Genomic DNA, 21,778 nt, shown 5'->3' with positions numbered 1-21,778 from the left:
TATTGAAAAAATGCTGCGGGGAAGGCGATGGGTGAAATGCTTACCCGGGGCGTTGAGGGGGCCATGGACCGGCCCCCTATCAGCGAAGCCCAACTCCAACAGATGGCTGCCGAGATCATTGAAGAGATCCCAGGAGCCGAAGTGCGCTTGTTCGGCTCCCACGCCCGTGGCGACGCAAGGCCGGATTCCGATGTAGACCTGATGATCACAGTGAGCGACGCGTGGTACGCCAATAATGATTGGTTTGGAGTTCTTGGAGAGCTTTGGAACAAGCTTGCCCATCATCGCGTTTCAGTTGATCTGCTTTTGTATCCGCGCAGCAAGGTCGAGGAGCGTCGCAAATGGCTGAGCCACGCGATTGCCCAGGCCTATCAAGATGGGAGATCACTTAATGGCGAGCTTTGAAGCCCAAGCCATGCTTCGAGTGGCCTGGCGCGATCTCCGGACTGCGCGACTACTTTCTGTTGACGAGGCCGATGAATCTAGTTGGGGCTTTCATATACAGCAGGCCATAGAGAAAGCTTTCAAAGCCTGGATACTCAGCCTTGATCTCAGGCCTCCATTCACCCATGACATAGCCGAGCTTCTACAGATTTTGCGCCAGCAAGGAGTCGACATTTCACCCTATCTACAGTTATCCCGTTTCACTCTCTTTGCTGTTCAATTTCGCTACGACGATGAGATAGAGCCATTGGACCTAAACCGCCAAATCTGGCTAGAGACTGCGCAATCTCTGCTTGACGAGGTGAGTTCATTTATGGGCAGACAGGCTTAAAACTTGAAAGCCACAGCGCCTCAGGCCTGGCCCAGGGCATAGCGGGTGTTTAGTTCGGTGCTGGCCCCTGGAGCCAATTCGATCTTTCGATCACCACTCAACAACGACTGACGGGGGCCACTCCAGGGTTCGATGCAAACCATTGGCCGGGGTGGCTCGGTCCAAAGCACCACCAAATCGAAGGGGTGACTGGGCTGCAGCTCGAGGGTGGTGCCAGCGGCCCCATCCACCAGGCGCACAGGGCCCGTGGGCCGCACCAGCAGATCAATGCCCGTGGCAAGGCGTTGCATCTGCTCTGCCGTGGACGCAGGGGCCATGGTCAGGTGATTGAGACACCCATCGGGCAGCCCCTCAAAGCTCACGCCCTCCAGGCTTAAGAGGTTGAAATAGGGGTGCAGACCGAAGCTGAAGGGCATCGGTGCTTCGCTGCGGTTGGTGACCGTGGTGTTGATTTCGAGGGCGCCGGCGGCAAGCCGCACCTCCATGCTGAGCAGGAAAGCAAAGGGGTAGGCCGCCAGGGTTTCTGGGGTGTCGCTTAACTGCAGTTGCACGCCCCGACCATCGGCGAGGGGTTCCATCTGCCAGGGCAACTGGCGCGCAAAACCGTGCTGACCAATCGTGAAGGTGCCCTGGGGCAGGGGCAATTCGTTGTTTGGCAGGCCACCGGTAATTGGAAACAACACCGGGAAGCCGCCCCGCACCGATTGGGCGGGATCGAGGAAGCGCTCCAGATCGAGGTAGACCACCTCCCGATCACCGCAACGCCAGCCGCTGATCAAGCCGCCTCGCTCCGGCACCACCCGCAATAGGTCGCCGCTGCTGGGATCACTGAACTCCCAATGGGGATAGGGGGTGTCGCGCTGAATCAGGGGCATGGCGATCAGGGCTGGGGGGATTGCTGCCCACTTTGCTGCAGGCGCCCATCGCCGATGGCCTGAAGCAGCATCTGGTAATCAGCTTCTGCCTGATCGGCATGGCACAAAGCCTGCCCAACCAAAGCCTTGGCAAATAATTTGGGTTCTCCGATATGGGCACTGATTGCCCGGCGATTGCCTGAGCGGGCATGGGCCTTGGCCAGGGTCCAGCCGCAGAGACGGCCGTAATCACTCAGCCCATCGGCATCCAGGCAGGTCACATCAACAGACCCTTTCCAGTCGCGGAAATGGCGCCAGTAGATATGAAGCCCCTCTGGCGTAGTTGTCCAGCCCAGGAAGGCATCGCTCGCGGTTTGCATCAAGCGTTGACCCTCCACCACCCGTTGGCCCTGGTGCTCAGGACCGCCCTTGGGCAGATAGGGGGCCAGGACCGATGGCTCGACTTGTTTGCCCTGCAACACCAAAACATCGTCGGGACGGCTGCCCACAAGCACCCCAACGGCACAGCGGGTGCCAACCGATCCGACGCCCACCGCCTTGAGCGCTGCATCTACAAAGCGAAACTGCGACATCACCAGCCGCATCTCCGGACGGATATTCAACAAATACTGCTCGTACATCACATCAAAGCGCTGCTGAAAGATTGCCCCTCCGCCCCACTGCTCAGACAGCTCTTCGTAACGCCAGATCAGGGGTGGATCATGGCGAAAGCGCAGCTCCCCATCACTGCCGCTAACGCAGAGCTTGCGCACGGCCTGGCGACTGTCGCGCCTTTTGGCGGCCGCCACCACATCGACCAAATGCTGCTGGAGGGAGCTGCTGTGTTCAGCAATCAATCTCTCCACATCGAGCCGCATCACATACATCTCGATGAACGGCATGGCAGCAAAATTGGCCATCGCCTCGCCATAGGCCCGAATGCTGCGGCGACAGATCTTTTGCTGTTTCTGATCGCCCAAGCCCAAACTGCGGGCCGCGAGTATCAAGCTGGCCGCCAGCCGCTGCAGATCCCACTCAAACGGGCCGGGATAGGTTTCATCAAAGTCGTTGATGTCAAACAGCAGTTGCCGTTCGGGCGATGCAAAGAACCCGAAATTCATCAGGTGGGCATCACCACAGAGCTGCACCATCAGGCCGGAGTGGGGCTGACGGCCTAAGTCAGAAGCCATAACCGCCGCCGTCCCCCGGTAAAAGGCAAAGGGGCTTTGGGCCATGCGGCTATGGCGCTCCGGCAAGAGCCAGGGCAAGCGCTGAACTTCCTGGTTGATCAGCAGTTCAATCGGATCGGGGCGCTGGTTCTGCCGTTCGTTAGACACCTTTGCCGGAGCCGGGGTTGCCATCCCATGGTGGAACACTGGTCGGGGCGTAGGGCCCAAACTGCACCGCACATTCGGCGCCGCAGCGGGCCCCGAGGGCGAGGGCTTGGGCCGCGGGCCAGCCCGCCGCCAAACCGGCCGTCACCCCGGCAGCAAAGCTGTCGCCGCAGCCGTAGCTATCCACCGGCTCCGCCGTTAGGGCTACCGCCGCAAAACGGCCGCCGGGCTGACACCAGCCGCCGGCGGCTCCTTCGGTGGCGATCCGCAGTCGCGGTGGCCGGGTCAGGGAACCTTCCGGCACCTGCTCGCCGGGGTCGAGGGCACTGCCGATCAGGGCATCGCATTGCACACCACTGGCCTCTAGCAGTGGCAGCCCCAGCCTGGGGGTTGCCGCAAGCAACTTGGCGCGGCGGGCATGCTGCAGTGCTACCGCATCGGCGGCGGTCAAGAAGACACCATCACACCCTGCCAAATCGCCCCAGGGCAGGGGGTCGGCGGCCACTGGCGTCAGGCGCTCGCCGATCACGGTGATCGTGCGCTCACCCAGCCGGTCCACAAAACTGATGCCCCGGCGGGTTGGTCGATCACGCCAGGCCACGTGCATCTCCAGGCCCAGTTCGCTGAGGCGGGCAACGGCCTGTTCGCCCACCGCATCCCGGCCGAGGGCCGTAAAAAAGGGCACCCGCCGGCCCGTAAGGCGGGCCAGTTGCACCGCCACCACGGCACCGCCTCCAGCCGGTTCTTCCAAATGGGCGGAGGCATGGCCGATGCTGCCCGCAATCGGCAGCTGCTCCACCGCCACAAAACTCACCCACTCGACGTGCCCCACCACCGCCAACTTCAGGCAGCCCAGGGCCGGATCAGCAGACATGGCAACCGTGCAACCGCTCCAGCATGGAGCCGGCGTAACCTTTCGGCCTCCTTGCCTTGCCACCCGCCATGCGTGCCCTGCCGCTCCACCTCGAAGCCGGCAGCGATGTGCGCCGCAGCCTTGAGCAGCTGGCGCTCGAGCACCAGGCCAGTGGCTTCGTGCTCAGTGTGGTGGGCAACCTCTCCCGGGCGGCCTTCGCCTGCCCTGGCAAAACCGCGCCCACCCTGCTCCAGGGCGAGCTGGAGATCATCACCTTGCAGGGCACCCTCTCGCCTGGGGGTGTGCACCTGCACCTGAGCTTCTCCGATGCCGAATGCCAGGTGTGGGGCGGCCACCTCGAGCACGGCACCCTGGTGCTTCGCGGCGCCGACCTGCTGGTGGGCCTGCTCGACGAAAGCCCCAGCCCTGCTGCGGGTGCCACCCAGATGCGGCCCCGGGTAGAGATCGCCACCCTGCCCGGTTGCCCCTTCTCGCGCCGGGCCCTGCGCATGCTGCGCACCCTGGGCATCCCCTTCCAGGAGATCGAGGCGACTGGCGGAGGGTCCGTACCCCAATTGTTCATCGATGGCGTGGCCATCGGCGGCTACGACGCCCTGGCCGAGCTGCACAGCCGCGGCGAGCTGGAGCCCCTGCGCGGGCTGTGAGCAGCGGAGAGGTGGCGGCCCTTGCCATGCTGAACTGCACCCTTACGGCGCCATGAACGACTCCCTGCCCCAGCGGCTGGATCGCTGGATCGCCAGGGCTGGCATCAACCTTCTGATCCCGCCGCTGATCCTGGTGATTCCCTGGCTACAGGAGCTGGTGGATCAGCTGCTGTTCGGCGGCAAGTGGAACCTGCCGATGGTCCCTGGGGGATCGTTTCTCGGGGTGCTCACCGCGCCCTTCAGCCACGGCGGTTTCGGCCACCTGCTGGCCAATTCTCTGACCTTTCTGCCCCTGTCTTGGCTGGTGCTGCTGCGCGGCCGGCGCGCCTACCTGGCCGTGTGGCTAGGGGTGTACGCCACTGCCATTCCCGTGTGGCTGTTCTGGCCAAACGGCAGCCATGGCCTTTCCGGGGTGGTCTACGGCCTGCTGGGCTACCTGCTCCTAATTGGCTGGCTGGAGAAGCGCCCCCTATCACTTGTCCTGTCGGTGCTGGCCCTAATCGCCTATGCAGGAGTGTTGCCCAGCCTGCTGCCAATTTTTTCACCGCCCGGCGTCAGCTGGATTGGCCACCTCAGCGGCTTCGCCGGCGGCCTGCTAGCAGCCCTGGCCCTTGCCGATGACGGCAAGCCGTAGCGCCAGCCCCTGGAGACGGGAGTCTCTAAACGCCCGAGTGATCAGGGTCCACCGGCAGACCTTTCAAATGCAGGGCGGTTCGCCGGGCCCAGAGCAATAGGGGATAGAGGTTCTGGGCTCGCTTGGGGGCGCTAAATAGTTGGCTGAGCAGCTGCAGCAAAGGGTCACTGGGGGCCATGCAGCGGCACAGTTCAGCAATCGCCGCTGCCCCATGCCAGGCCTGATCCCCATCGAGGAGCACCGCGCCAAGGGCCAGATCCAGGCCACGCTGCTTGAGCCGGCTGCGTAGGACGTGATCAGCGCGGCCGTCTCGAATTTCGAGCCCAGGCATCCCGCCCACCAGCTCACTGCGCAGGGCAAAATGACGGCAAAAGGGGCAGCCGCCGTCGTACACGAGCACCATAGTCATTGCTCCATCCTGACCATCGCCACCCCAACGCCGTGACCCAGTTATTGGCCTTTCTCCTGGCGCTGCTACTGCCGCTAGTAGTGCCGCTGGTCAGCCTGATAGCCGCACCAACGGCGCTTGCCGCTGCTCCAACGCAATACCTATGCGAAGGGGAAGCGCTGACGGCCGAGGAGCACATGGGCGCGGTGGATGCGACGGGAATTCCAAATAGCAATGCAGGCACCGTGCCTGGGGCCTTCATCGTTCTGCAGTGGCGAGAGCTGAGCCTGCAGCTGCCCCGCACCAACAACGCTGGCATTCCCAGCTACAGCGATGGCCGCTGGTGGTGGCAGGCCATCGATCCCAACCACCCCGATTTCTCCCAGCGGCGCGGCGAGTGGGAGAACTTCAGCTGTGAAGCCAATCCGTAATCGAATCAACAACTAATCCCATCATGGACCGCCTTCCCCCCATAACCCCTGGTGAACTACTCAACGAAGAGTTCCTCCAGCCCCTAGGTGTCAGTCAGTACCGGCTGGCAAAGGCCATCGGCGTACCGGCTTCCCGCATCAGCGAAATCGTTGCTGGCCAGCGCGCAATAACAGCCGACACCGATCTGCGCCTGTGCCGCTATCTCGGCCTCAGCCCCGGCTACTGGTTACGGGCCCAGGCAGCCCACGACACTGAGGTGGCCGTGGTCGAATTGTCAGCAGAGCTAGAACAGATTCAACCCTTGGTTGCCTGCTAACCAGGCACCAATCTTTGGGCATCAGCCACCGGACCCTGGCATCAGCCGCCACAGGGCCAATCCGCCACCGCGGCCCCGTGCTGCCAGCAAGCCCTGTGTATCTCGGCTGATTAAGGCAAAGAAGGGCATCCGCTTCGCAGCGGGCGCGGGCAATTCGCGCTGAAGCAAAACCCTCCCCCCCAGGCCCAGCTCCAGCCGATCAAAGCTGAAAAGCAGCAGCGGTCGGCGGCCCTGCAAGCGGCCTCGGCCGCGAAAGCGGAGCTCCAAAGCGCCAAGGTTCACGGCGTTGCAGAGCAACAGGCCCTCGCCGTCTAGATCGATCTCAAGCCTGGCCGCCAAACCGCGCAACAGCCAGCCGCTGAAGGCTGAAGGCCGTTGGCTGCCCTTCGGCCAAACCACCTCCAGCTGCCAACAGCCCTGCAATTGCGCTGCCTGCAGACCCGTACCCAGGCGCCGAGCCTGATCCTCGAGGGCCAACAGCTGGCCTGCACTTGGCAATAAAAGGGGCGAAATATCCATTAAGACTTAGTAGCAATAACGGAGAAAAAGGGATCACCATTTCCACCCACTAAACCCTTTAATCCCTGCGCCCGGGTTTGTTCAGCCAGAAACTCAGGCTTCGACCAGCCCTGGGCCAACAGAACTTCACCCACATATGAGAGATGGTCCTTATCGCTGCCATCGGCCCACACCTGGGGCGCCTTGGTAAAAAACATGCGATTTGAGAAAGAAACGATCACCATTCCGCCCGGGCGGGTGATCCGCAGCAGCTCCGCCGCCACCGCCTCCGGATACTGAAGATATTGCCAACCCGCCACAATCAGCGTCACATCAACACTCTCACTCTTAAGGGGAATCTCCTGGTTGAGGTTGAGATTTTGCAGCCAATGGCTATCCAAACGCTTATTGGCAACCAACTCCTGCTCATTGAGACCATGGCCAATTACCCGTTCATAAACGCCAGCTTCGGGTAAATGGGATACCCAGCTAGACATCAGATCAAGCACCACAGCTCGAGCTGGTATGCGGTCTTGATAGAGCTGGGTTAGCCGCTGGCGAAAGGAGCCATCAAGGTGCTGCACAAAGCGCGGCTGGGCGTAGAAAAGCTGGTCTTCGCTGGAGTCCCACTTACGGCGCTGGGATTCACTGAGAACTTGAACCGCCATCAGCGTCGGTCGATTACAGGGAAAAGGGCCTAGTTGTATTCGCCAGGCAGGTCGTTTTTACGCACCGTAACCCGATCGAATCGCTTACCGGAAGCGCGGAGGAGTTCATCGCCTGAAAATTCAAACCCCAGCCGCTTGGCAATCTGGGCCACATCATCGGCCGTGGCCCCAGCCAGCACCTCCTGCTTGAGGGCCCCATCGGCTTGCATGCGGGCCATGAATGCCTTGAGCTGGTCAAGAGACATGGCACTCGCGGGCAGCAAGGGTCAAAACTACAGCAGGTAGATGATCCCAAACAGCACCACCCAGATGCCATCCACGAAGTGCCAGTAGAGCTCTGCGGCCTCCAGGCCAAAATGGCTATGGCTGGTGATTGAACCACCGGGGCGGGCCTGCCACAAAACAATCAGCATCAGCATCACCCCCAAGGTGACGTGCAAGCCGTGGAAGCCCGTGAGCACATAGAAGGTGCTGGCGAACAGGTTGCTGGTGAGGCCAAAGGGAAGGGTGAAGTACTCACGCATCTGGCTCGCCAGAAAGGCAACCCCCAGGGCAATCGTGACCGCCAACCAAAGGCGACAACCGGCCGAGTCATCGGCCCGCAGCTGGCGGCCAGCGCGATGGAAAGTGAAACTACTCAGCACCAGCAGCACCGTATTGATGGTGGGCAGGAGCAACTCCAATTCATAAATCCCGCCGGGGGGCAGGGGGTTTACGGCACGGAAGGTGAGGTATGCGGCAAACAGACCCGCAAAGGTCATGCCATCGGCCACCAGGAACAGAACCAGGCCATAGAGCCGGAAATCACCGTGCTCCTCGTGCTCTCCGTGCTCCCCGTGGCCAGCACCCCCTAGGGATGCATCCAACCCAGAGCTGGGGGTTTCACTGGTGCTGCCAATGGTTGTCATGGTGAAACCTCCTTGCCATAGCCGTAGGGGTGGAGCACATGGGGGGCGGGCCCATGCCAGTTTTCAACCGGGGGCGGTGAACTGGTGAGCCATTCAGGGGTAAGGGCACGCCAGGGATTGTCTCCAGCCTCCTGGCCCCGGTAGTAGCTCATCACCACGTTGATCAAGAAGGGCAGGGTGCTGAGGGCCATCAGCAGGGCGCCGACGCTGCTGATTTGGTTCAACAGGGTGAATTGGGGATCATACTCAGCTACCCGGCGAGGCATGCCATTCATACCGAGCCAATGCTGGGGGCCAAAGCAAAGATTGAAGCCGATGAAAGTGAGCACAAAGTGCAGTAAACCCAGCTTTTCATCCAACATCTTGCCGGTGAACTTCGGATACCAGTGGTAAACCGAAGCAAAGATCACGAAGACCGTGCCTCCGTAAACGATGTAGTGGAAGTGGGCCACCACAAAATAGGTGTCGTGGACATGGACATCAAAAGGCACCTGGGCCAAGGCAACGCCGGTGATGCCGCCCAAAACAAAATTGACAATGAAGGCACAGGAAAAAAGCATTGCGCTATTGAGGGCAATCTTTCCTCCCCATAGGGTCGCAAGCCAATTAAAGAATTTGATGCCCGTGGGCACGGCGATAAAGGCGGTGGCAATCGTGAAGAACAACCTCATCCAGGGAGGGGTGCCACTGGTAAACATGTGGTGGGCCCAAACAATTAGGCCCAGAAAAACAATTGCCATAATCGAATACACCATGGTGGTGTAGCCAAAAAGGGGCTTGCGGGCATGCACGGGCAATATTTCACTGACCAAGCCAAATGCCGGCAGCACCATGATGTAAACGGCAGGGTGCGAGTAGAACCAGAAAAGATGCTGGTACACAACCACGTTGCCGCCCAGGCCTGGATTAAAGAAGCCCGTGTGGGCAACTATGTCGAAAGCAAGCAAGATCAATGTGCCCGCAAGTACTGGCGTGGAAAGAACCACCAAAATGCTGGTTCCCAGCATGGCCCAGCAATACATCGGCAGCTGCATCAGCTTTAGGCCCGGTCTACGCAGCTTCAAGATTGTGGCGATGAAATTAATGCCGCCCAGAATCGAACTGCCCCCAAGAAGTATCACGCTGAATATCCAGATCAGCTGGCCTGCAGCGGGAGTGGTCAGGCTCAGGGGTGGGTAGGCGGTCCAGCCCGACTGGGCCGCACCCGTGATGAAGTAGCTAGAAATCAACATCAGCCCCGCCGGGGGAATCAGCCAAAATGCGACCGCATTTAGGCGCGGGAAGACCATGTCGCGGGCACCCACATAAAAGGGGATTAGGTAATTACCAAAGGCACCGTTGACCACCGGCACAATCCACAGAAAAATCATCACCGTGCCGTGGAGGGTGAGCACCTCGTTGTACGACTCACGATCAAGAAAATCGGAAATCGGCGTGGCCAGCTCGGTGCGGATCATCCCCGCCAGCACCCCACCAACAAAGTAGAAAAAGAAACTGGTAACCAGATATTGGATACCAATCACCTTGTGATCGAGGCTGAAGCCGAAATAACGACGCCAACCACCCTCGGCTTCATGGGCCAAAGGAGCTGGTTGGGAGCTGGTGAAGGCCATGGCTGGGGGAAGGGCTTAGGTGGCTACTGGATTAGGGCTGTTCTGCTGCACCCACTGTTCAAAGGCATCGGGTTCCTGCACCACCACCGATGTGCGCATGCCGCCGTGGTACGGCCCGCATAATTCAGCGCAAATAACCGGATAGGTGCCGGCCTTGGTGGGCGTAAACGACAGCACCGTTGGCTGGCCTGGGATGACGTCTTGCTTGAGTCGGAATTGGGGCACCCAGAAGGCGTGAATCACGTCGTTGGCCTTGAGATGCAGCTCCACCGGCTGCCCCATCGGCACATGCAGCTCACCGCTGGTGATGCTGCTATCGGGGTAGCTGAAGATGAAGGCGAATTGCATCGCTGTGACATCAACCTGCATGGTGGCCGCCTCGCCAGAAGCCATGCCAATGCCAGCCCAAACCCGCTCTTCTTTGCCAGCACTGGCCTGCATGGAGCCGTGGTCGCCGAGGGAGCTCATGCCGCCCATCCGCTCGTAAGTGTTGTAGCTGTACAGGCCCACAAACAAGACGACTACCGCTGGAATTGCCGTCCAGACAATCTCCAGGGGCAGGTTGTCTTCGACGGCGGAACCGTCACCCATATCACCACTGCGGCGCCTAAAGCGCACCAGGCTGTAGATCAACAGACCGCACACCCCCACAAACAGCATTGTGCCGATGCTGAACAGCACCCGAAACAGCTCGTCGTAGAAGGGGGCATTGCTGCTGGCCTGCACCGGCAGCATCGAAACGTTGTTACCAACCCAAAGGCCGAGCAAAACAATCGCTATGCCCAGCAAGGCTGTAGTTGCCGACGTCCGCAGGGAAGACAAGGCCGAAAAGCTTGAAGCTGGACCAGGCTAGGCAGGCCCTGCCGTTAGAGCAGAGCCGGTTTTAAGAATGTGTTGAAGGACCCACTCAAAATTGGGGCTTCAGCCGCCGGCGGCAAAGGTGGCAAGCACTGCCACCGAGAGAAACATCCCCGGCAGGAGCAGCAGCACCAACTGGCCCAGGTCGTGGGTGGTCATGGTTTGTTGGGGGCAATTTTTGGTTGGCGCCCATTTCTGGAAGGCATGGCCAGGCTAGGCAAGATCGGGGCGGCGGCAAGCAATCAGAAAATCAATCAGGCCACCAGTGGGGCCATCAATCCGGCAGTCAGCTGGCCAATCAATAGTGAAAACAGTTGTTGAGGGATTGGTTCAAGGGCCTTGGTCCTTCCTTAGCTGTGGTAGCCCCAGCCCCCCAGCCCATGGACCGCCATCAGGCCTACCAGCTCCGCTGCACCCTGAGCTTTGGGGACATCTACGGCCAAATCCTGATCTGGATGATCGTGATCTTTGCCTGCCTGGCGACCGCCCTAGCGCTGATGGGGGCAAACAATCCGATCTTCGCCCTACTGGCGGTGGGCGTCATCCTGGTGCTTTCGCTTCCATTTTTACTTTTTGCCTTCACTACAACCCTGCTCAACCACATCGCCCTTGATCCAGCAGGGCAACCAGAGCAAGCCTCCTAAAGCTGGCATCAGGAGGGTTCAAACCTGCCATCTGGTGGCAAATCGATGGCCACCAGCTTCCAACCAACCAAACCCTGGCGGGCCAGGGTGAGCGCCAGGGGTCGTTGCTGTCGATCCTTGAGCCTGACCACAAACCTATTGGGAGAGCTGTAACCCATGCTCGTGCTGGCCAACAGCTGGGCCAACCCCCATGGGGAATCGGCAGATCCGGCAGCCCTGGGATTTTGATCCGCCTGCTGACTCACCCTGGCCCTAATCCCATCCGGGGTTGCCAAGCCTTCCACCGCCGCATCAACTACCGGGCCCATCACCAGGTTCGCCAAGCCCAGCAAGGGATTTGCCCCTGGCTGTTGCTGGCCGCTAAGCCGATACAGGGCCACCTGCCTGGCTTCGCCCTTTAGGGATGAGCGCAGGGCAGGGAAATCGATATAGCTGCTGACCTTGGACCCATTGCCCTGGGCCAGGGCCAGCCCGCAATCGGCCAGTGCAAAGATCGGGCTGCCCCCATAAATGGTGGCGGCAGTGCCTAGCGCCAGGGCAACAAGACGGTGATTAGTACCTTGCAAAAGTTACGTTGCGAAAAAACTTGACGGCTCATCTGCCGTTTAGGAGGCGAAAAATCCGCACCCCCTGGGTGCCGCCCTTTTTGTCGTTGGAATTAAGGCTTGGCTTGAGCCTGGTGCTGGGAAGCTCCCGCTGGGGCCTCACCCCATGCACCCGCAGGGCATGGACATGCAGCAACACCGCCGCCCCCAATAGGGCCACAAGTGCCAGGGCGATGCGCAGGTTGCCATTGGGCTTATGCATGGAATCAACTCAATAGCCGCTGTAGCCCATCATTGAGTTGTAGCCCTCCTCTGGGTCAAACTCATTCCAGCCAGGGCTTGCCTGGTCAAACAGGCCATAGCGAGCTGCCTCGTCATCATCGCGGGTATTGCCGGTTGGGCGGGTATCACAGCTCACCGCACCCCCAGGCAGGGATTGGCAGTTGTCAAACACCACTCCGGCCCTTGCCGGCAACAGCCCAGCCAAGGGAAACAGCCCAGCAAGAAGCAGCAGAGGAATCAGCAGGACAGGCATGAATGATGATGGCGCCGACTTCGATCCTGCAGCGATGTACACCGACTGGACCGCCGTCATCCTGCTCCTTTTGACGGCAGCCCCCCTGGCCGCGGTTGTGGCGACGGCAACTTTCTTTATCTGGCGACAGAAGAAGGCGAAGCGTTGACCCTCGGCAGCCGCCCCTGCAGCACCGCTGCTGTGGTCATCGCCGGGTGGGAACCAGGCACCTGGCCCTGGCCTAGGCACTCAAGGCAGGTGCGGTAGCTCTGCTCACCGAGCCGGAGATTGCCGCTGCCGCCGCAATGGCTGCATGAGTTCATGGAATTGCGCCCCATTCTGACTGTGTTTTGCGTTCCACACAGTGTGGCGGCAATTTGCCCCTCCGATCCCGAAACCTTCCTTAAGTCTTGGCGCCTGAAGCGGCGCCGTCACTAAAAGCTCTCAGGCACGCATCGAGGCAGCTGGGGGTCAGCTCCTGGAGCAGTTCGGCCGCACTGAGGCGGGCCCCTTGCGGCACCAGCCCCGCGCTGGCGGCCAGCAGCCCCACCACGGCCGGGGCATCCAAGCCCTGGGCCCGCAAACCGGCCAAGCCTTCAGAACCCTCTCGCTTGCTGAGGCGCTGGCCCTGGCCATCGCGCCAGAGGGGCAGATGGCCGTAGCGAGGAGGAGATGCCCCCAGCCGGGCCATCACCGCCACCTGGGCTGCCGTTGCCCCCCAGAGATCGGAGCCCCGCAGCACATCGCTGATGCCCAGGACCAATTCATCCACCGCCGTGGCCAGGTGATAGGCCAAAAACCCATCGGCTCGCCGCAACACCACATCCCCCACGGCCTGGGGGCCATCCAGTTCGCCGGGTGGGCCGTAGCGCTCCTGCCAGCACAAAGCTCCGGCGGGCAGCCGCAGTCGCCAGCTGGGGCAGCGCCCCTGCTCCATGCCCCACCCCAGGGCCAGCTCCCGGCAGCTGCCTGGATAAACGCCGCCCAGGCCATGGGGAGCGGAGATATCAGCCAACATCCTGCGGCTACAACGGCAGCCATAAAGCCAGCCCTGGCGCCGCAGGCCCGAGAGCACGGAGCCATAGATCCCCCGCCGCTCGCTTTGCCAGAGCACGGATCCATCCCAGGCCAGGCCCAGCCAGAGCAAATCCGCCTGGATTGCCTCGCTGGCTCCAGGCCGATTGCGAGGGGTGTCGAGGTCGTCGATGCGGAGCAGCCAGGCTCCCCCCTGGAGCCGGGCCTCCAGCCAGCCGAGCAGGGCGGTGCGCAGATTGCCGCAGTGCATGGCACCGGTGGGGGAAGGGGCAAAGCGGCCCCGGTAGCCCTGCTCACGCTGCCGCAAACCAGCCGAGACCTGTTCCGCGAGGTGCTGGGGCAACAGCGGCAAGAAAGAAGCCATAAAAAAGCGGCCCCTCAGGGCCGCTTGAAGTTAGGTCTGGCTGGGAGCTAAAGCTTCCAGAGGGTTAAATCAGCCTTGAACGCGGTCCTTGAACATCTTGCCGGCGGTGAAGGCGGGCACGCGCTTGGCGGGGATCTTGATCTTTTCGCCGGTCTTAGGGTTCAGGCCCTGACGGGCAGAACGCTCGCGGGGCTCAAAGGAACCGAAACCAAGGATCGACACCTTTTTGCCTTCGACCACGGAATCAATGATGGTTTCGATTGCTGCATCTACCACTTGGGAAACATCGGTCTTGGTCAACTCGGTGCGGGCGGCCACGAGATTGACGAGGTCAGCTTTGTTCATGGGACGGGGAAAACCTGTTGGGGGGCCAGTGAGCCGTTTGTCAACGCGCCAATGGTATGGGCCTTCACCTAAGACGGCAACTCAAATGCGGGTCACAGCAGTGCTTTTGGTCACAATTTCCGCAAAAAGGCAACTGAAACCATTCGGCCCTGGATCTAATTAACTGCTCCCCCCTAAGCCGACAAATCCAGTTGGGCCAAGGCTTCTGCCCCATTGAGCACCAGCTTCTCGCCCCGCAGCGCCCCCAGGGCGCCGCCGCAGGCAATCCATTGCGGACTGTTGCTGGGTAGCCAGCTGGTTAGTCTCCACAAGCTGGCAAGTTGCCGCGGCCAGTGGAAGGTGCGGGCCGTTCGCAGGGGCTGGAGCTGGCCCGGAGCGACGGGCAAAAGCAGGCGCCCGCAGAAGAGTCCATCGACTTCCCCGACCTGGCAGTGCAACACAGATGCACCCGGCGTGGGCCCCGGGGTCCAGAGCAGCTCTAGCCCTGGGCCCAGGCTGTATTTTTCAGCAAAGGTGAGGCAAGACTCAATGCCCGGCAGCAGGTAGGCCTCCTGCTCCTGCACCACCACCTGCCAGCCCAGGGCCTCCTGCAGCCGGCGGCAGCGGCCGTGGCCCTCCCGGCTTGTCAGCACCAGCCTTCCTGGCCCCCGTTCTGAGCTGCGCTGGCGCAAAAAGGCCAAATTGGCCTCGGTGTAGCCGGGGCAATCCACCAGCAAATCGCCGCTGCAGCCGATCTGCCCGGCTTCCAGCAACCAGCTGCTACCCCCCTGGCTATCGCGGCTGGGGGCAAACAACCAGAGGCCAGGGCGCACCTGTTGGGGCGGACGGCCGGGATCTAAGGCAAGGGTTTGCACAACAACAGGGTCGCACCGGCTGGAGCTTGCCTAAATTGGGATCCCCAGGCCAGGCCTGTTGTCTGCTCCCCACCCCCCCATCCACGTAGGACAGCCCTGGCCGCTTGGGGCGAGCACAACTCCGCGGGGAGTCAATTTTTCTGTGGTGGCGCCCCTGGCCACCCACATCGAACTGCTGCTCTTTGCCCACGCTGATGCCAGCGAGCCAGAGCGGGTGGTGGAGCTCGACCAAAGCCATCGGTCCGGCGACCACTGGCACGTGGAGGTTGAGCAGGTCGGCATTGGCAGCTGCTACGGCTATCGAGTTTTTGGCCCTTTGCAGCCCGGTGGCCACGGCTTCAACCCCTCCAAGGTGCTGCTCGATCCCTGTGCCCGCGCAATTGCCGGCTGGCGGGGCTACGAGCGGGGGGCGGCCGTAGGGGCAACCCCGAACACCGCCAGCTGCCTGAAGGGGGTGGTCACAGAGCGGGATCGCTTCGACTTCACCAACGCGCCACGCCCGCGCCACAGCTGGCAAAAAAGCGTGATCTATGAGCTGCACGTGGGCGGCTTCACCCAAGGCGAGGGCTGCCCCGTGCCGGCGGAACGCCAGGGCAGCCTGCTGGGTCTAATCGACACCATTCCCTACCTCAAAAAACTCGGCATCACCACGCTGGAGCTGTTGCCGGTGATGGCCTTCTGCCCCCATGACGCTCCGGCAGGTCGGCAGAACTACTGGGGCTACAGCCCCTTGAGCTGGATGGCCCCCCACCCCGGCTACCTGCTGGGTGACAACCCCTGCGAAGGCCGCCAGCAGATGCGCCAACTGGTGAGCGCCTGCCACCAGGCCGGCCTGGAGGTAATTGTGGATGTGGTCTACAACCACACCACCGAGGGCAACCAGGCGGGTCCCACCCTCAGCTGGCGGGGGTTTGGCGACCGCCTCTACTACCAGCAAAACGCCAAGGGCGACTACCAGGACGTGAGCGGCTGCGGCAACACCATTGCCGCCAATCGGCCCCTGGCCAGGCGCCTAATTATGGAATCGCTGCGCTGCTGGGCCACCGAATTGGGGGTGGATGGCTTCCGATTTGACCTCGGCATTGCCCTTAGCCGTGGCGAAGACCTGACCCCCCTCGAAAACCCACCTTTGTTTGAGGCGATGGAGGCCGACCCAGACCTCAGTGATCTCAAATTGATCAGCGAACCCTGGGATTGCGGTGGCCTCTACAAATTGGCCGACTTCCCCGCCAAGCGGGTCTCCACCTGGAACGGCCGCTTCCGCGACGACACCAGGCGTTTCTGGAATGGCGATGAAAAATCCTGCTGGGCCATGGGCCAACGTCTTCTCGGCAGCCCAGATCTATTCACCAAGGGGCCCGTGCGCCCCGGCCAGGGCATCACGTTCCTCACCGCCCACGACGGCTTCACCCTCGCTGACCTGGTCAGCTACAGCCGCAAACACAACCTGGCCAACGGCGAAGACAACAGAGACGGCGACAACCACAACAACAGCGGCAACTGGGGGGCCGAGGGACCGAGTTGTGACCCTGCCATCGTGGCCCTGCGGGAGCGGTTGCTGCGCAACCTGCTCAGCTCCCTGCTGCTTGCCCCAGGCGTGCCGATGCTCCTGATGGGCGATGAGGTGCGGCGCAGCCAAGGCGGCAACAACAACACCTGGTGCCAAAACAACCCCATGGGCTGGATGCACTGGCAACCAGACGCCAGCGACCAGGCCCTACACACCTTCCTGCAACGGCTCTTGGGGTTGCGGGCCCACCTGGCGGGCCTGATCAATCCCGAAATACCCCACCCCGAACGGGGCGCCCGCCAACCGGCCAAGGCCGGTGAGATCTGGCACCAGTGGCATGGGGTGGAAATCAATCAACCCGACTGGGCTGGCTGGTCCCACACCCTGGCCTGGAGCCTGAACCAAAGTCCTGCTGGGCCACTGTTGTGGTGCGGGATGAATGCCTATGGCAAAGCCGTCCATTTCGACCTGCCGGTGTGCCCATCCGGATGGGTGCGGGTGATCGACACAGCCCTGCCCGCCGGCAAAGATTTACCCCAAGAGCCGATTCCCTGGCGCGCCCCAAGTGCCCCGCTTCAGAGCCGCAGCATGCTGCTCCTGGTGGCAGCCCCACTGATGCAGGGGGTAAGGCTCTAAAAGCGGGCGGCTCAGGCAGGGCTTTGTCTTGCCAAAGCAGCACTTAATCCCTGGCTGGCTGGCTGCCTGCTCCCAGGAGTTCAGCCTCCAGGCCCAGCTGTTGGGCCGCGGCCACAAACGGAGCATCCAGGCTGCAGAGGGACGCGCCACGGCCGCTGGCGATGGCAAGGTGCAGGGCATCGGCCGCTCGCAGGGTCGTGCTCCAGCCGCGCAGGCAGGCGTTGGCATTGCGGAAGTCCTGGGGCTCCAGTTCCAGCAGCAGCAGGCCCGGCGCCAGGCTGCGCTCAAAACCTTGAAGTACCGCCTCGGCCTGTGCCTGGCTCAGGGCCTTGGTGCGCACCTTCAGGCCGAGGGCGGAATGCAGCTCGGTGACACTCCAGTAGCTGATCGCCAGCGGTGCACTGGCCTCAGCCAGAAACGCCGCAGCCGTGGCGGAGTGCGCTTCCGGCGTCACCACCGCCAGCAGCACACAGGTGTCTATGTAGAGCATCAGGCGCCTGGCTCATCCCGCAACGCCCGGATGGTCTCCACGCCGTTGGTCGGTTGCTGGGGCAACGAATTGCGGAGGCTTGCGAGCTGGGGAAGTAAATCATGCACGCTGCAGCGCGGCACCAGCTCGGCGATGGCCTTGCCCCGCCGGGTGATCACCACCGCTTGCCCGGCCTCCACCGCATCCAGAAGGCTGGAGAGCTGGGTCTTGGCTTCCGCCACCGTCACCTGCACCATGGCCGTTGACCATCTGGATGACCAACTCTAGGCGGGCTTGTGGCCCGGTAACAGGAGACATCGGCTTTGAGCCGAAAACCCTCATTGAAGGAAAGAGCGGGCGGCGGGAATCGAACCCGCATCATCAGCTTGGAAGGCTGAGGTTTTACCACTAAACTACGCCCGCAGCAGTACAATTGCACTAGCTTTGCTAGCGCTTGGTCGTGGCTAGAGCCGGCCCAAGCACCACCATTATGGCCTTCGGCCAACCAACAAAGCCTGCCCTGATGAGCCCCCAAGCCAGCAGCGATGCCATAAATCTGCAGGGGAGGCAACGGCAGCGACTGCTATGGGCCTACGGCCTGGGGGATGCCGGCACGGGCATGTCGGCCTCCTTGATTGGCTTTTACCTATTTATTTTTTACACTTCAGCAGCCGGCTTACCCGCCTGGATGGCGGGCCTGGTGCTGATGGTTGGCCGACTCTGGGACGGCGTCAACGATCCCATCGTGGGCTGGTTGAGCGACAAAACCAAAACCAAACTGGGCCCCAGGCTGCCCTGGATCCTCGGTAGTGCCCTGCCCCTAGGGGCCGCCATGGCGGCGATGTGGTGGCTGCCCCCCGGGCCCATCGGGGTGAAATTTGCCGTGTTTGTGGTGATTGGCATCGTGGCCAACAGCCTTTACACCTGCGTAAACCTTCCCTATTCAGCCCTGGCCGCCGAACTGACCACAGATGTTTCGCTGCGAACCCGGCTGAACACAACCCGATTCACCGGCTCAATCCTGGCCAGCCTGGTGGGGATTGTGATTGGCGCCCTGCTGCTGCAGGACCACCAAAACCCAGCCAGCTACTGGAAGATGGGGATCCTCACTGGCGCGGTGGTGTCCACATCGACCCTGCTCTGCGGCTGGGGCCTGCTGCCTACCGCCCGCGCCTGCCAACAGCCCAACAGCCAGAGCGGTGCCACCCGCAAGCTGCTTAGGCGGGTCGGTAGCAACGGCCGCTTCCTGCGGGTTTTGGGGCTTTATCTACTGCTGTGGTGCGCTCTGCAGATCATGCAAACCGCAGCCCTGATCTACTTGCCGGTGGTGATGCACCTGCCCGAGAGCTGGAGCAACTGGATCCTGTTGCCGTTCCTATTGAGCACCCTGGGCGGGTTGTGGGTCTGGAACGGAGTTGCCTATCGCCAGGGCCGGATCCTCGCCCTGCGCTGGGGCACGGGCATTTGGATAGGTGCCTGCATCCTGGCGATGCTGATTCCACCGCTCGATGGCAGCATCTCCCCCATCGGCTCCCACTCCAACAGCCTGCACCTGGCCCTGTTGGTGCTGACGATCGTGCTCGCCGGGATTGGCGCCTCCACCGCCTACCTGATCCCCTGGGCCCTGCTGCCTGACGCCATCGATGCGGACCCGGAAAAACCGGCGGGCCAATACACCGCCTGGATGGTGTTAACCCAAAAGATCTGCATCAGCCTGGCCCTGTTTTTCTTCGGCAACCTGATGAGCTTCAGCGGCTATGTGGCCGCCCAGGAAAGCCTGCAACCGGCGAGTGCCCTGCTGGCAATTCGCTTGTGCATGGGCCTGATCCCGGCCATCCTGGTGGTACTGGGCTTGGTGGTGATGCGTCGCTGGCCTACAAGGGACAAAGCCCTGCTCCCCCAATCGACCTGAGCGACCTCCCGCGATGACCATTGCCCCTCGGCAAAAATCACTGAAGTTGAGAGCGCCCCGCTGGCTGAAGCGCCTGGGGGCCAGCTGCTTGATCGGCGGCCAGGCGGTAAGTGCCATCGCCAGGGGCCAGATCGGCTTCAACGACCTGATGCAGGAATTACTCGAGGCAGGGCCTGGCAGCTTTTTGATCGTGCTGATTACGGCCCTGGCCGCTGGCACGGTGTTCAACATCCAGGTGGCCGCTGAGCTCACCAAACAGGGGGCCGGAGCAACGGTGGGTGGTCTTTTAGCCCTGGGCCTTTCCCGAGAAATCGCGCCCCTGCTGATGGCCACCCTGCTCACGGGCAAGGTGGCCACGGCCTATGCGGCCCAACTGGGCACCATGAAGGTGACCGAGCAAATCGACGCGATCACCATGCTGCGCACCGATCCCGTGCAGTACCTGGTGGTGCCCCGGGTGCTGGCCATGGTGGTGATGGCACCGGTGCAATGTCTGCTGTTTTTCTGGGTGGGGATTTGGTCGGGCCAGGTCAGCAGCACCCTCATCTACAACATCCCTCCCACGGTGTTTTGGAATTCGGTGCGTAGCTGGATGGAACCATCTGACCTCCCGGCGATGCTGACAAAGGCCCTGGTGTTTGGCCTGATAATCGCTGTGATCTCCTGCGGCTGGGGGCTAACCACCAAAGGCGGGCCCAAGGAAGTAGGCACCACCACCACCGGCGCCGTTGTGATGATCCTGGTGATAGTGGCAATCGTGGATGCCCTACTCACCAAAGTGATGTTCGGCTAATGGAAGAAATTTCACCCAGCAATCGCCCCGAGGGTGGCCTCTTTCCCGGCTCCAGCGGCAGCCTGCTCCAACCCAGCTACGCAGTGGCCATTGGGGTCATGGTTCTAGGCCTGGCTTCTCTAGGCCTGCTTCCCCTTTGGGGTGGGGCTCTGTGGCTGGCCCTCGGTGTGGCGGTATTTGGCCTATTTCTGCTGCTGCAGACCAGCCTGCTGCGGCTGGAATTTGGTGGCGATGCCCTGTTGGTGTGGCGGCAACAGAGCCTGCTGCGCCGCTTCCCCTACGGGGAGTGGCTGGGCTGGAAACTGTTCTGGCCGGGCCTGCCGGTGCTGTTCTATTTCCGTGAACAGGGCAGCATCCATTTCTTGCCGGTGCTGTTTGATGCCACCAGCCTGCGCGAACAACTGGTCCAGCACCTGGACGAACGCCTTGGCCAACTGACAAAACCGGAGCCCACCCCTAACCCCAGCGATGTCTGACGATCCCAGTCCAGAAACCAGCTGGAGCGACCTAGCCCTCACCGAACTGCGCCAACGACGTGAAGAGCTCCAGGCGGAAATTGTCCAGCTCGAGGGGCGCCTCAGCCAGATCCAGGCCGAAATTGAGAGCAGCTTTGCCGGCCAGTCGGATGCGGTGGCAAGGCGCATCAAGGGCTTCCAGGACTACCTAGTTGGGGCACTGCAGGAATTGGCCGTAGCTGCCGAGCAGGTGGAGCTGATCCCCCAGCAGGTGCTGGTAAAACCCTCGCCCCTCGACGCAATCGCCGCCAAGCCGGAGGATTCTTCAACCCAGCCGCCCCTTACCGCCGCCGGCCAGTTCCAACCAGATGGGGCCCTGATTCGCGAGCGCCTGGCCTCCTTTGGCAACCAACCCGACTTCTACGCCGACCCCTGGAAACTGCGACGCAGCCTGGAGAGCAGCGGCGCCGGCTACCTAGAGGACTGGTTTTTAGGCCAGGGCGGCAGGGGCGCCCAACCGAGCAGTGGCAGCCGCAGCCGCAATGCCCTGGTGGCAGCTGCGGCAATTGCGATCCTTGGGGAGCTCTATGGCGATCGCTTCCAAACCCTGGTGTTAGCGAGCCAGCCCGAGCGCTTGGGGGAATGGCGGCGGGGGCTTCAAGATTGCCTGGGCCTGGCCCGAGAAGACTTCGGCCCCAGCAGCGGCATCGTGCTGTTTGAGCGCCCCGATGCCCTGATTGAGCGGGCCGATCGCCTGGAAGAACGGGGTGAATTGCCCTTCATTGTGGTGGATGCAACCGAGCAGGTAATCGACATTCCGATCCTGCAATTTCCGCTCTGGCTGGCCTTTGCGGCCGGTCCAGAAGAGCTCAGAACGGAAGAAGAGTTCTACTAACCCCCCCTGCT

Annotated in this window: 31 protein-coding genes and 1 tRNA gene; 12 read left to right on the top strand and 20 right to left on the bottom strand. The window is 61.8% G+C overall.

The window, feature by feature from the left end:
* Nucleotides 1-102 precede the first annotated feature (102 nt).
* Entirely contained in the window at nucleotides 103-405 is a 303-nt protein-coding gene (locus KBY49_RS00340) for a nucleotidyltransferase family protein (protein ID WP_254932807.1), read from the top strand.
* Entirely contained in the window at nucleotides 392-775 is a 384-nt protein-coding gene (locus KBY49_RS00335) for a HEPN domain-containing protein (RefSeq protein ID WP_254932806.1), read from the top strand. Before KBY49_RS00340 ends, KBY49_RS00335 begins: the two co-directional genes overlap by 14 nt.
* Before the next feature lie 20 nt (nucleotides 776-795).
* On the opposite strand, the gene KBY49_RS00330 is transcribed toward KBY49_RS00335, so the two are convergent.
* The 3 genes from KBY49_RS00330 to KBY49_RS00320 are packed head-to-tail and all read right to left on the bottom strand — an operon-like array spanning nucleotide 796 to nucleotide 3,837.
* The gene (locus KBY49_RS00330; protein ID WP_254932805.1) at nucleotides 796-1,650 is read right to left on the bottom strand and encodes a galactose mutarotase; all 855 of its coding nucleotides are present in this window, start codon (nucleotides 1,648-1,650) and stop codon (nucleotides 796-798) included.
* A 5-nt stretch (nucleotides 1,651-1,655) separates the two neighbouring features.
* Nucleotides 1,656-2,990 (bottom strand): DUF2252 domain-containing protein, encoded by a 1,335-nt coding sequence (locus KBY49_RS00325; RefSeq protein WP_254932804.1) that lies wholly within the window; start codon nucleotides 2,988-2,990, stop codon nucleotides 1,656-1,658.
* On the bottom strand, nucleotides 2,959-3,837 hold the full coding sequence (locus tag KBY49_RS00320; protein WP_254932803.1) for a PfkB family carbohydrate kinase: 879 nt from the start codon (nucleotides 3,835-3,837) through the stop codon (nucleotides 2,959-2,961). Before KBY49_RS00320 ends, KBY49_RS00325 begins: the two co-directional genes overlap by 32 nt.
* A gap of 68 nt (nucleotides 3,838-3,905) precedes the next feature.
* Here KBY49_RS00320 and KBY49_RS00315 point away from each other — a divergent pair, with 68 nt between their 5' ends.
* Together KBY49_RS00315 and KBY49_RS00310 are read left to right on the top strand one after the other, a co-directional pair.
* Nucleotides 3,906-4,481 (top strand): PCC domain-containing protein, encoded by a 576-nt coding sequence (locus tag KBY49_RS00315; protein ID WP_254932802.1) that lies wholly within the window; start codon nucleotides 3,906-3,908, stop codon nucleotides 4,479-4,481.
* 52 nt (nucleotides 4,482-4,533) lie between these two features.
* Nucleotides 4,534-5,115: a rhomboid family intramembrane serine protease gene (locus KBY49_RS00310; protein WP_254932801.1), complete on the top strand. Its 582-nt coding sequence runs from the start codon at nucleotides 4,534-4,536 to the stop codon at nucleotides 5,113-5,115.
* A 25-nt stretch (nucleotides 5,116-5,140) separates the two neighbouring features.
* Here the strand turns inward: KBY49_RS00310 and KBY49_RS00305 are convergent, their stop codons facing one another.
* Nucleotides 5,141-5,524, bottom strand: a complete 384-nt coding sequence (locus KBY49_RS00305; RefSeq protein ID WP_254932800.1) for a DUF393 domain-containing protein — start codon at nucleotides 5,522-5,524, stop codon at nucleotides 5,141-5,143.
* A 32-nt stretch (nucleotides 5,525-5,556) separates the two neighbouring features.
* Between KBY49_RS00305 and KBY49_RS00300 the strand changes: the two genes are divergently transcribed.
* A complete protein-coding gene (locus tag KBY49_RS00300; RefSeq protein ID WP_254932799.1) occupies nucleotides 5,557-5,934 on the top strand; it encodes a hypothetical protein in 378 nt (125 codons plus the stop codon).
* Between the two features lie 23 nt (nucleotides 5,935-5,957).
* Nucleotides 5,958-6,251, top strand: coding sequence for a HigA family addiction module antitoxin (locus tag KBY49_RS00295; protein ID WP_254932798.1), 294 nt, complete (start codon nucleotides 5,958-5,960; stop codon nucleotides 6,249-6,251).
* A 21-nt stretch (nucleotides 6,252-6,272) separates the two neighbouring features.
* Here the strand turns inward: KBY49_RS00295 and KBY49_RS00290 are convergent, their stop codons facing one another.
* From KBY49_RS00290 to coxB, 6 genes are read right to left on the bottom strand one after another with little or no spacing between them, the layout of a single operon-like run.
* Nucleotides 6,273-6,770 carry a hypothetical protein gene (locus KBY49_RS00290; protein ID WP_254932797.1) on the bottom strand — a complete coding sequence of 166 codons (498 nt, stop codon included), beginning with the start codon at nucleotides 6,768-6,770 and terminating at the stop codon, nucleotides 6,273-6,275.
* Nucleotides 6,770-7,417 (bottom strand): class I SAM-dependent methyltransferase, encoded by a 648-nt coding sequence (locus KBY49_RS00285; RefSeq protein WP_254932796.1) that lies wholly within the window; start codon nucleotides 7,415-7,417, stop codon nucleotides 6,770-6,772. Before KBY49_RS00285 ends, KBY49_RS00290 begins: the two co-directional genes overlap by 1 nt.
* Nucleotides 7,418-7,446: 29 nt before the next feature.
* A complete protein-coding gene (locus KBY49_RS00280) occupies nucleotides 7,447-7,662 on the bottom strand; it encodes a Nif11-like leader peptide family natural product precursor (protein WP_254932795.1) in 216 nt (71 codons plus the stop codon).
* Between the two features lie 27 nt (nucleotides 7,663-7,689).
* Nucleotides 7,690-8,325, bottom strand: coding sequence for a heme-copper oxidase subunit III (locus KBY49_RS00275; protein ID WP_254932794.1), 636 nt, complete (start codon nucleotides 8,323-8,325; stop codon nucleotides 7,690-7,692).
* Nucleotides 8,322-9,938 carry a cytochrome c oxidase subunit I gene (gene ctaD, locus KBY49_RS00270; RefSeq protein ID WP_254932793.1) on the bottom strand — a complete coding sequence of 539 codons (1,617 nt, stop codon included), beginning with the start codon at nucleotides 9,936-9,938 and terminating at the stop codon, nucleotides 8,322-8,324. Before ctaD ends, KBY49_RS00275 begins: the two co-directional genes overlap by 4 nt.
* A gap of 15 nt (nucleotides 9,939-9,953) precedes the next feature.
* On the bottom strand, nucleotides 9,954-10,760 hold the full coding sequence (gene coxB / locus KBY49_RS00265) for a cytochrome c oxidase subunit II (protein ID WP_254932792.1): 807 nt from the start codon (nucleotides 10,758-10,760) through the stop codon (nucleotides 9,954-9,956).
* A gap of 416 nt (nucleotides 10,761-11,176) precedes the next feature.
* On the opposite strand from coxB, the gene KBY49_RS00260 reads away from it, so the two are divergent.
* Nucleotides 11,177-11,440: a hypothetical protein gene (locus KBY49_RS00260; protein WP_254932791.1), complete on the top strand. Its 264-nt coding sequence runs from the start codon at nucleotides 11,177-11,179 to the stop codon at nucleotides 11,438-11,440.
* Nucleotides 11,441-11,448: 8 nt separating this feature from the next.
* Here KBY49_RS00260 and KBY49_RS00255 read toward each other — a convergent pair whose 3' ends face one another.
* The 7 genes from KBY49_RS00255 to KBY49_RS00225 form a co-directional block, all read right to left on the bottom strand.
* A complete protein-coding gene (locus tag KBY49_RS00255; RefSeq protein WP_254932790.1) occupies nucleotides 11,449-12,006 on the bottom strand; it encodes a DUF2939 domain-containing protein in 558 nt (185 codons plus the stop codon).
* Nucleotides 12,007-12,034: 28 nt separating this feature from the next.
* On the bottom strand, nucleotides 12,035-12,247 hold the full coding sequence (locus KBY49_RS00250; protein WP_254932789.1) for a hypothetical protein: 213 nt from the start codon (nucleotides 12,245-12,247) through the stop codon (nucleotides 12,035-12,037).
* 9 nt (nucleotides 12,248-12,256) lie between these two features.
* Nucleotides 12,257-12,520: a hypothetical protein gene (locus KBY49_RS00245; protein ID WP_254932788.1), complete on the bottom strand. Its 264-nt coding sequence runs from the start codon at nucleotides 12,518-12,520 to the stop codon at nucleotides 12,257-12,259.
* A 116-nt stretch (nucleotides 12,521-12,636) separates the two neighbouring features.
* Complete coding sequence (locus KBY49_RS00240) at nucleotides 12,637-12,822, bottom strand: hypothetical protein (protein WP_254932787.1); 186 nt, start codon at nucleotides 12,820-12,822, stop codon at nucleotides 12,637-12,639.
* 80 nt (nucleotides 12,823-12,902) lie between these two features.
* Entirely contained in the window at nucleotides 12,903-13,898 is a 996-nt protein-coding gene (gluQRS, locus tag KBY49_RS00235) for a tRNA glutamyl-Q(34) synthetase GluQRS (protein WP_254932786.1), read from the bottom strand.
* A gap of 69 nt (nucleotides 13,899-13,967) precedes the next feature.
* Entirely contained in the window at nucleotides 13,968-14,243 is a 276-nt protein-coding gene (locus KBY49_RS00230) for an HU family DNA-binding protein (protein WP_006911342.1), read from the bottom strand.
* A 173-nt stretch (nucleotides 14,244-14,416) separates the two neighbouring features.
* Entirely contained in the window at nucleotides 14,417-15,097 is a 681-nt protein-coding gene (locus KBY49_RS00225; RefSeq protein ID WP_254932785.1) for an MBL fold metallo-hydrolase, read from the bottom strand.
* A 79-nt stretch (nucleotides 15,098-15,176) separates the two neighbouring features.
* Between KBY49_RS00225 and KBY49_RS00220 the strand changes: the two genes are divergently transcribed.
* Entirely contained in the window at nucleotides 15,177-17,243 is a 2,067-nt protein-coding gene (locus KBY49_RS00220) for a glycogen-debranching protein (protein WP_254933951.1), read from the top strand.
* A gap of 43 nt (nucleotides 17,244-17,286) precedes the next feature.
* Here KBY49_RS00220 and KBY49_RS00215 read toward each other — a convergent pair whose 3' ends face one another.
* From KBY49_RS00215 to KBY49_RS00205, 3 genes are all read right to left on the bottom strand, one after another.
* Complete coding sequence (locus KBY49_RS00215) at nucleotides 17,287-17,733, bottom strand: type II toxin-antitoxin system VapC family toxin (RefSeq protein WP_254932784.1); 447 nt, start codon at nucleotides 17,731-17,733, stop codon at nucleotides 17,287-17,289.
* Entirely contained in the window at nucleotides 17,733-17,969 is a 237-nt protein-coding gene (locus KBY49_RS00210; protein ID WP_254932783.1) for a type II toxin-antitoxin system Phd/YefM family antitoxin, read from the bottom strand. The genes KBY49_RS00215 and KBY49_RS00210 overlap by 1 nt, the downstream gene beginning before the upstream one ends.
* Before the next feature lie 95 nt (nucleotides 17,970-18,064).
* Nucleotides 18,065-18,135 (bottom strand) — tRNA-Gly (locus tag KBY49_RS00205).
* Nucleotides 18,136-18,235: 100 nt separating this feature from the next.
* On the opposite strand from KBY49_RS00205, the gene KBY49_RS00200 reads away from it, so the two are divergent.
* The 4 genes from KBY49_RS00200 to KBY49_RS00185 are packed head-to-tail and all read left to right on the top strand — an operon-like array spanning nucleotide 18,236 to nucleotide 21,767.
* Complete coding sequence (locus KBY49_RS00200; RefSeq protein WP_254932782.1) at nucleotides 18,236-19,624, top strand: MFS transporter; 1,389 nt, start codon at nucleotides 18,236-18,238, stop codon at nucleotides 19,622-19,624.
* A 46-nt stretch (nucleotides 19,625-19,670) separates the two neighbouring features.
* Nucleotides 19,671-20,417, top strand: coding sequence for an ABC transporter permease (locus tag KBY49_RS00195; protein WP_254933950.1), 747 nt, complete (start codon nucleotides 19,671-19,673; stop codon nucleotides 20,415-20,417).
* Nucleotides 20,417-20,893, top strand: coding sequence for a DUF3119 family protein (locus KBY49_RS00190; RefSeq protein ID WP_254932781.1), 477 nt, complete (start codon nucleotides 20,417-20,419; stop codon nucleotides 20,891-20,893). The genes KBY49_RS00195 and KBY49_RS00190 overlap by 1 nt, the downstream gene beginning before the upstream one ends.
* Nucleotides 20,886-21,767 (top strand): DUF3086 domain-containing protein, encoded by an 882-nt coding sequence (locus KBY49_RS00185; RefSeq protein WP_254932780.1) that lies wholly within the window; start codon nucleotides 20,886-20,888, stop codon nucleotides 21,765-21,767. Before KBY49_RS00190 ends, KBY49_RS00185 begins: the two co-directional genes overlap by 8 nt.
* Nucleotides 21,768-21,778 lie beyond the last annotated feature (11 nt).

Origin of the sequence: Cyanobium sp. WAJ14-Wanaka (genome assembly GCF_024345375.1) — a bacterium.
GTDB lineage: Bacteria > Cyanobacteriota > Cyanobacteriia > PCC-6307 > Cyanobiaceae > Cyanobium_A.
The sequence above is the reverse complement of the archived record's forward strand: the minus strand, read 5'-3'. Positions and strand labels throughout refer to the sequence as shown.

Excerpts from the sequence above, each read along its gene's own strand:
- KBY49_RS00340 (WP_254932807.1), top strand. The coding sequence starts at position 103 with ATGGCTGCCGAGATCATTGAAGAGATCCCAGGAGCCGAAGTGCGCTTG.
- KBY49_RS00335 (WP_254932806.1), top strand. The coding sequence starts at position 392 with ATGGCGAGCTTTGAAGCCCAAGCCATGCTTCGAGTGGCCTGGCGCGAT.
- KBY49_RS00330 (WP_254932805.1), bottom strand. The coding sequence starts at position 1,650 with ATGCCCCTGATTCAGCGCGACACCCCCTATCCCCATTGGGAGTTCAGT.
- KBY49_RS00325 (WP_254932804.1), bottom strand. The coding sequence starts at position 2,990 with ATGGCAACCCCGGCTCCGGCAAAGGTGTCTAACGAACGGCAGAACCAG.
- KBY49_RS00320 (WP_254932803.1), bottom strand. The coding sequence starts at position 3,837 with ATGTCTGCTGATCCGGCCCTGGGCTGCCTGAAGTTGGCGGTGGTGGGG.
- KBY49_RS00315 (WP_254932802.1), top strand. The coding sequence starts at position 3,906 with ATGCGTGCCCTGCCGCTCCACCTCGAAGCCGGCAGCGATGTGCGCCGC.
- KBY49_RS00310 (WP_254932801.1), top strand. The coding sequence starts at position 4,534 with ATGAACGACTCCCTGCCCCAGCGGCTGGATCGCTGGATCGCCAGGGCT.
- KBY49_RS00305 (WP_254932800.1), bottom strand. The coding sequence starts at position 5,524 with ATGACTATGGTGCTCGTGTACGACGGCGGCTGCCCCTTTTGCCGTCAT.
- KBY49_RS00295 (WP_254932798.1), top strand. The coding sequence starts at position 5,958 with ATGGACCGCCTTCCCCCCATAACCCCTGGTGAACTACTCAACGAAGAG.
- KBY49_RS00290 (WP_254932797.1), bottom strand. The coding sequence starts at position 6,770 with ATGGATATTTCGCCCCTTTTATTGCCAAGTGCAGGCCAGCTGTTGGCC.
- KBY49_RS00285 (WP_254932796.1), bottom strand. The coding sequence starts at position 7,417 with ATGGCGGTTCAAGTTCTCAGTGAATCCCAGCGCCGTAAGTGGGACTCC.
- KBY49_RS00280 (WP_254932795.1), bottom strand. The coding sequence starts at position 7,662 with ATGTCTCTTGACCAGCTCAAGGCATTCATGGCCCGCATGCAAGCCGAT.
- KBY49_RS00275 (WP_254932794.1), bottom strand. The coding sequence starts at position 8,325 with ATGACAACCATTGGCAGCACCAGTGAAACCCCCAGCTCTGGGTTGGAT.
- ctaD (WP_254932793.1), bottom strand. The coding sequence starts at position 9,938 with ATGGCCTTCACCAGCTCCCAACCAGCTCCTTTGGCCCATGAAGCCGAG.
- KBY49_RS00260 (WP_254932791.1), top strand. The coding sequence starts at position 11,177 with ATGGACCGCCATCAGGCCTACCAGCTCCGCTGCACCCTGAGCTTTGGG.
- KBY49_RS00250 (WP_254932789.1), bottom strand. The coding sequence starts at position 12,247 with ATGCATAAGCCCAATGGCAACCTGCGCATCGCCCTGGCACTTGTGGCC.
- KBY49_RS00245 (WP_254932788.1), bottom strand. The coding sequence starts at position 12,520 with ATGCCTGTCCTGCTGATTCCTCTGCTGCTTCTTGCTGGGCTGTTTCCC.
- KBY49_RS00240 (WP_254932787.1), bottom strand. The coding sequence starts at position 12,822 with ATGAACTCATGCAGCCATTGCGGCGGCAGCGGCAATCTCCGGCTCGGT.
- gluQRS (WP_254932786.1), bottom strand. The coding sequence starts at position 13,898 with ATGGCTTCTTTCTTGCCGCTGTTGCCCCAGCACCTCGCGGAACAGGTC.
- KBY49_RS00230 (WP_006911342.1), bottom strand. The coding sequence starts at position 14,243 with ATGAACAAAGCTGACCTCGTCAATCTCGTGGCCGCCCGCACCGAGTTG.
- KBY49_RS00215 (WP_254932784.1), bottom strand. The coding sequence starts at position 17,733 with ATGCTCTACATAGACACCTGTGTGCTGCTGGCGGTGGTGACGCCGGAA.
- KBY49_RS00210 (WP_254932783.1), bottom strand. The coding sequence starts at position 17,969 with ATGGTGCAGGTGACGGTGGCGGAAGCCAAGACCCAGCTCTCCAGCCTT.
- KBY49_RS00200 (WP_254932782.1), top strand. The coding sequence starts at position 18,236 with ATGAGCCCCCAAGCCAGCAGCGATGCCATAAATCTGCAGGGGAGGCAA.
- KBY49_RS00190 (WP_254932781.1), top strand. The coding sequence starts at position 20,417 with ATGGAAGAAATTTCACCCAGCAATCGCCCCGAGGGTGGCCTCTTTCCC.
- KBY49_RS00185 (WP_254932780.1), top strand. The coding sequence starts at position 20,886 with ATGTCTGACGATCCCAGTCCAGAAACCAGCTGGAGCGACCTAGCCCTC.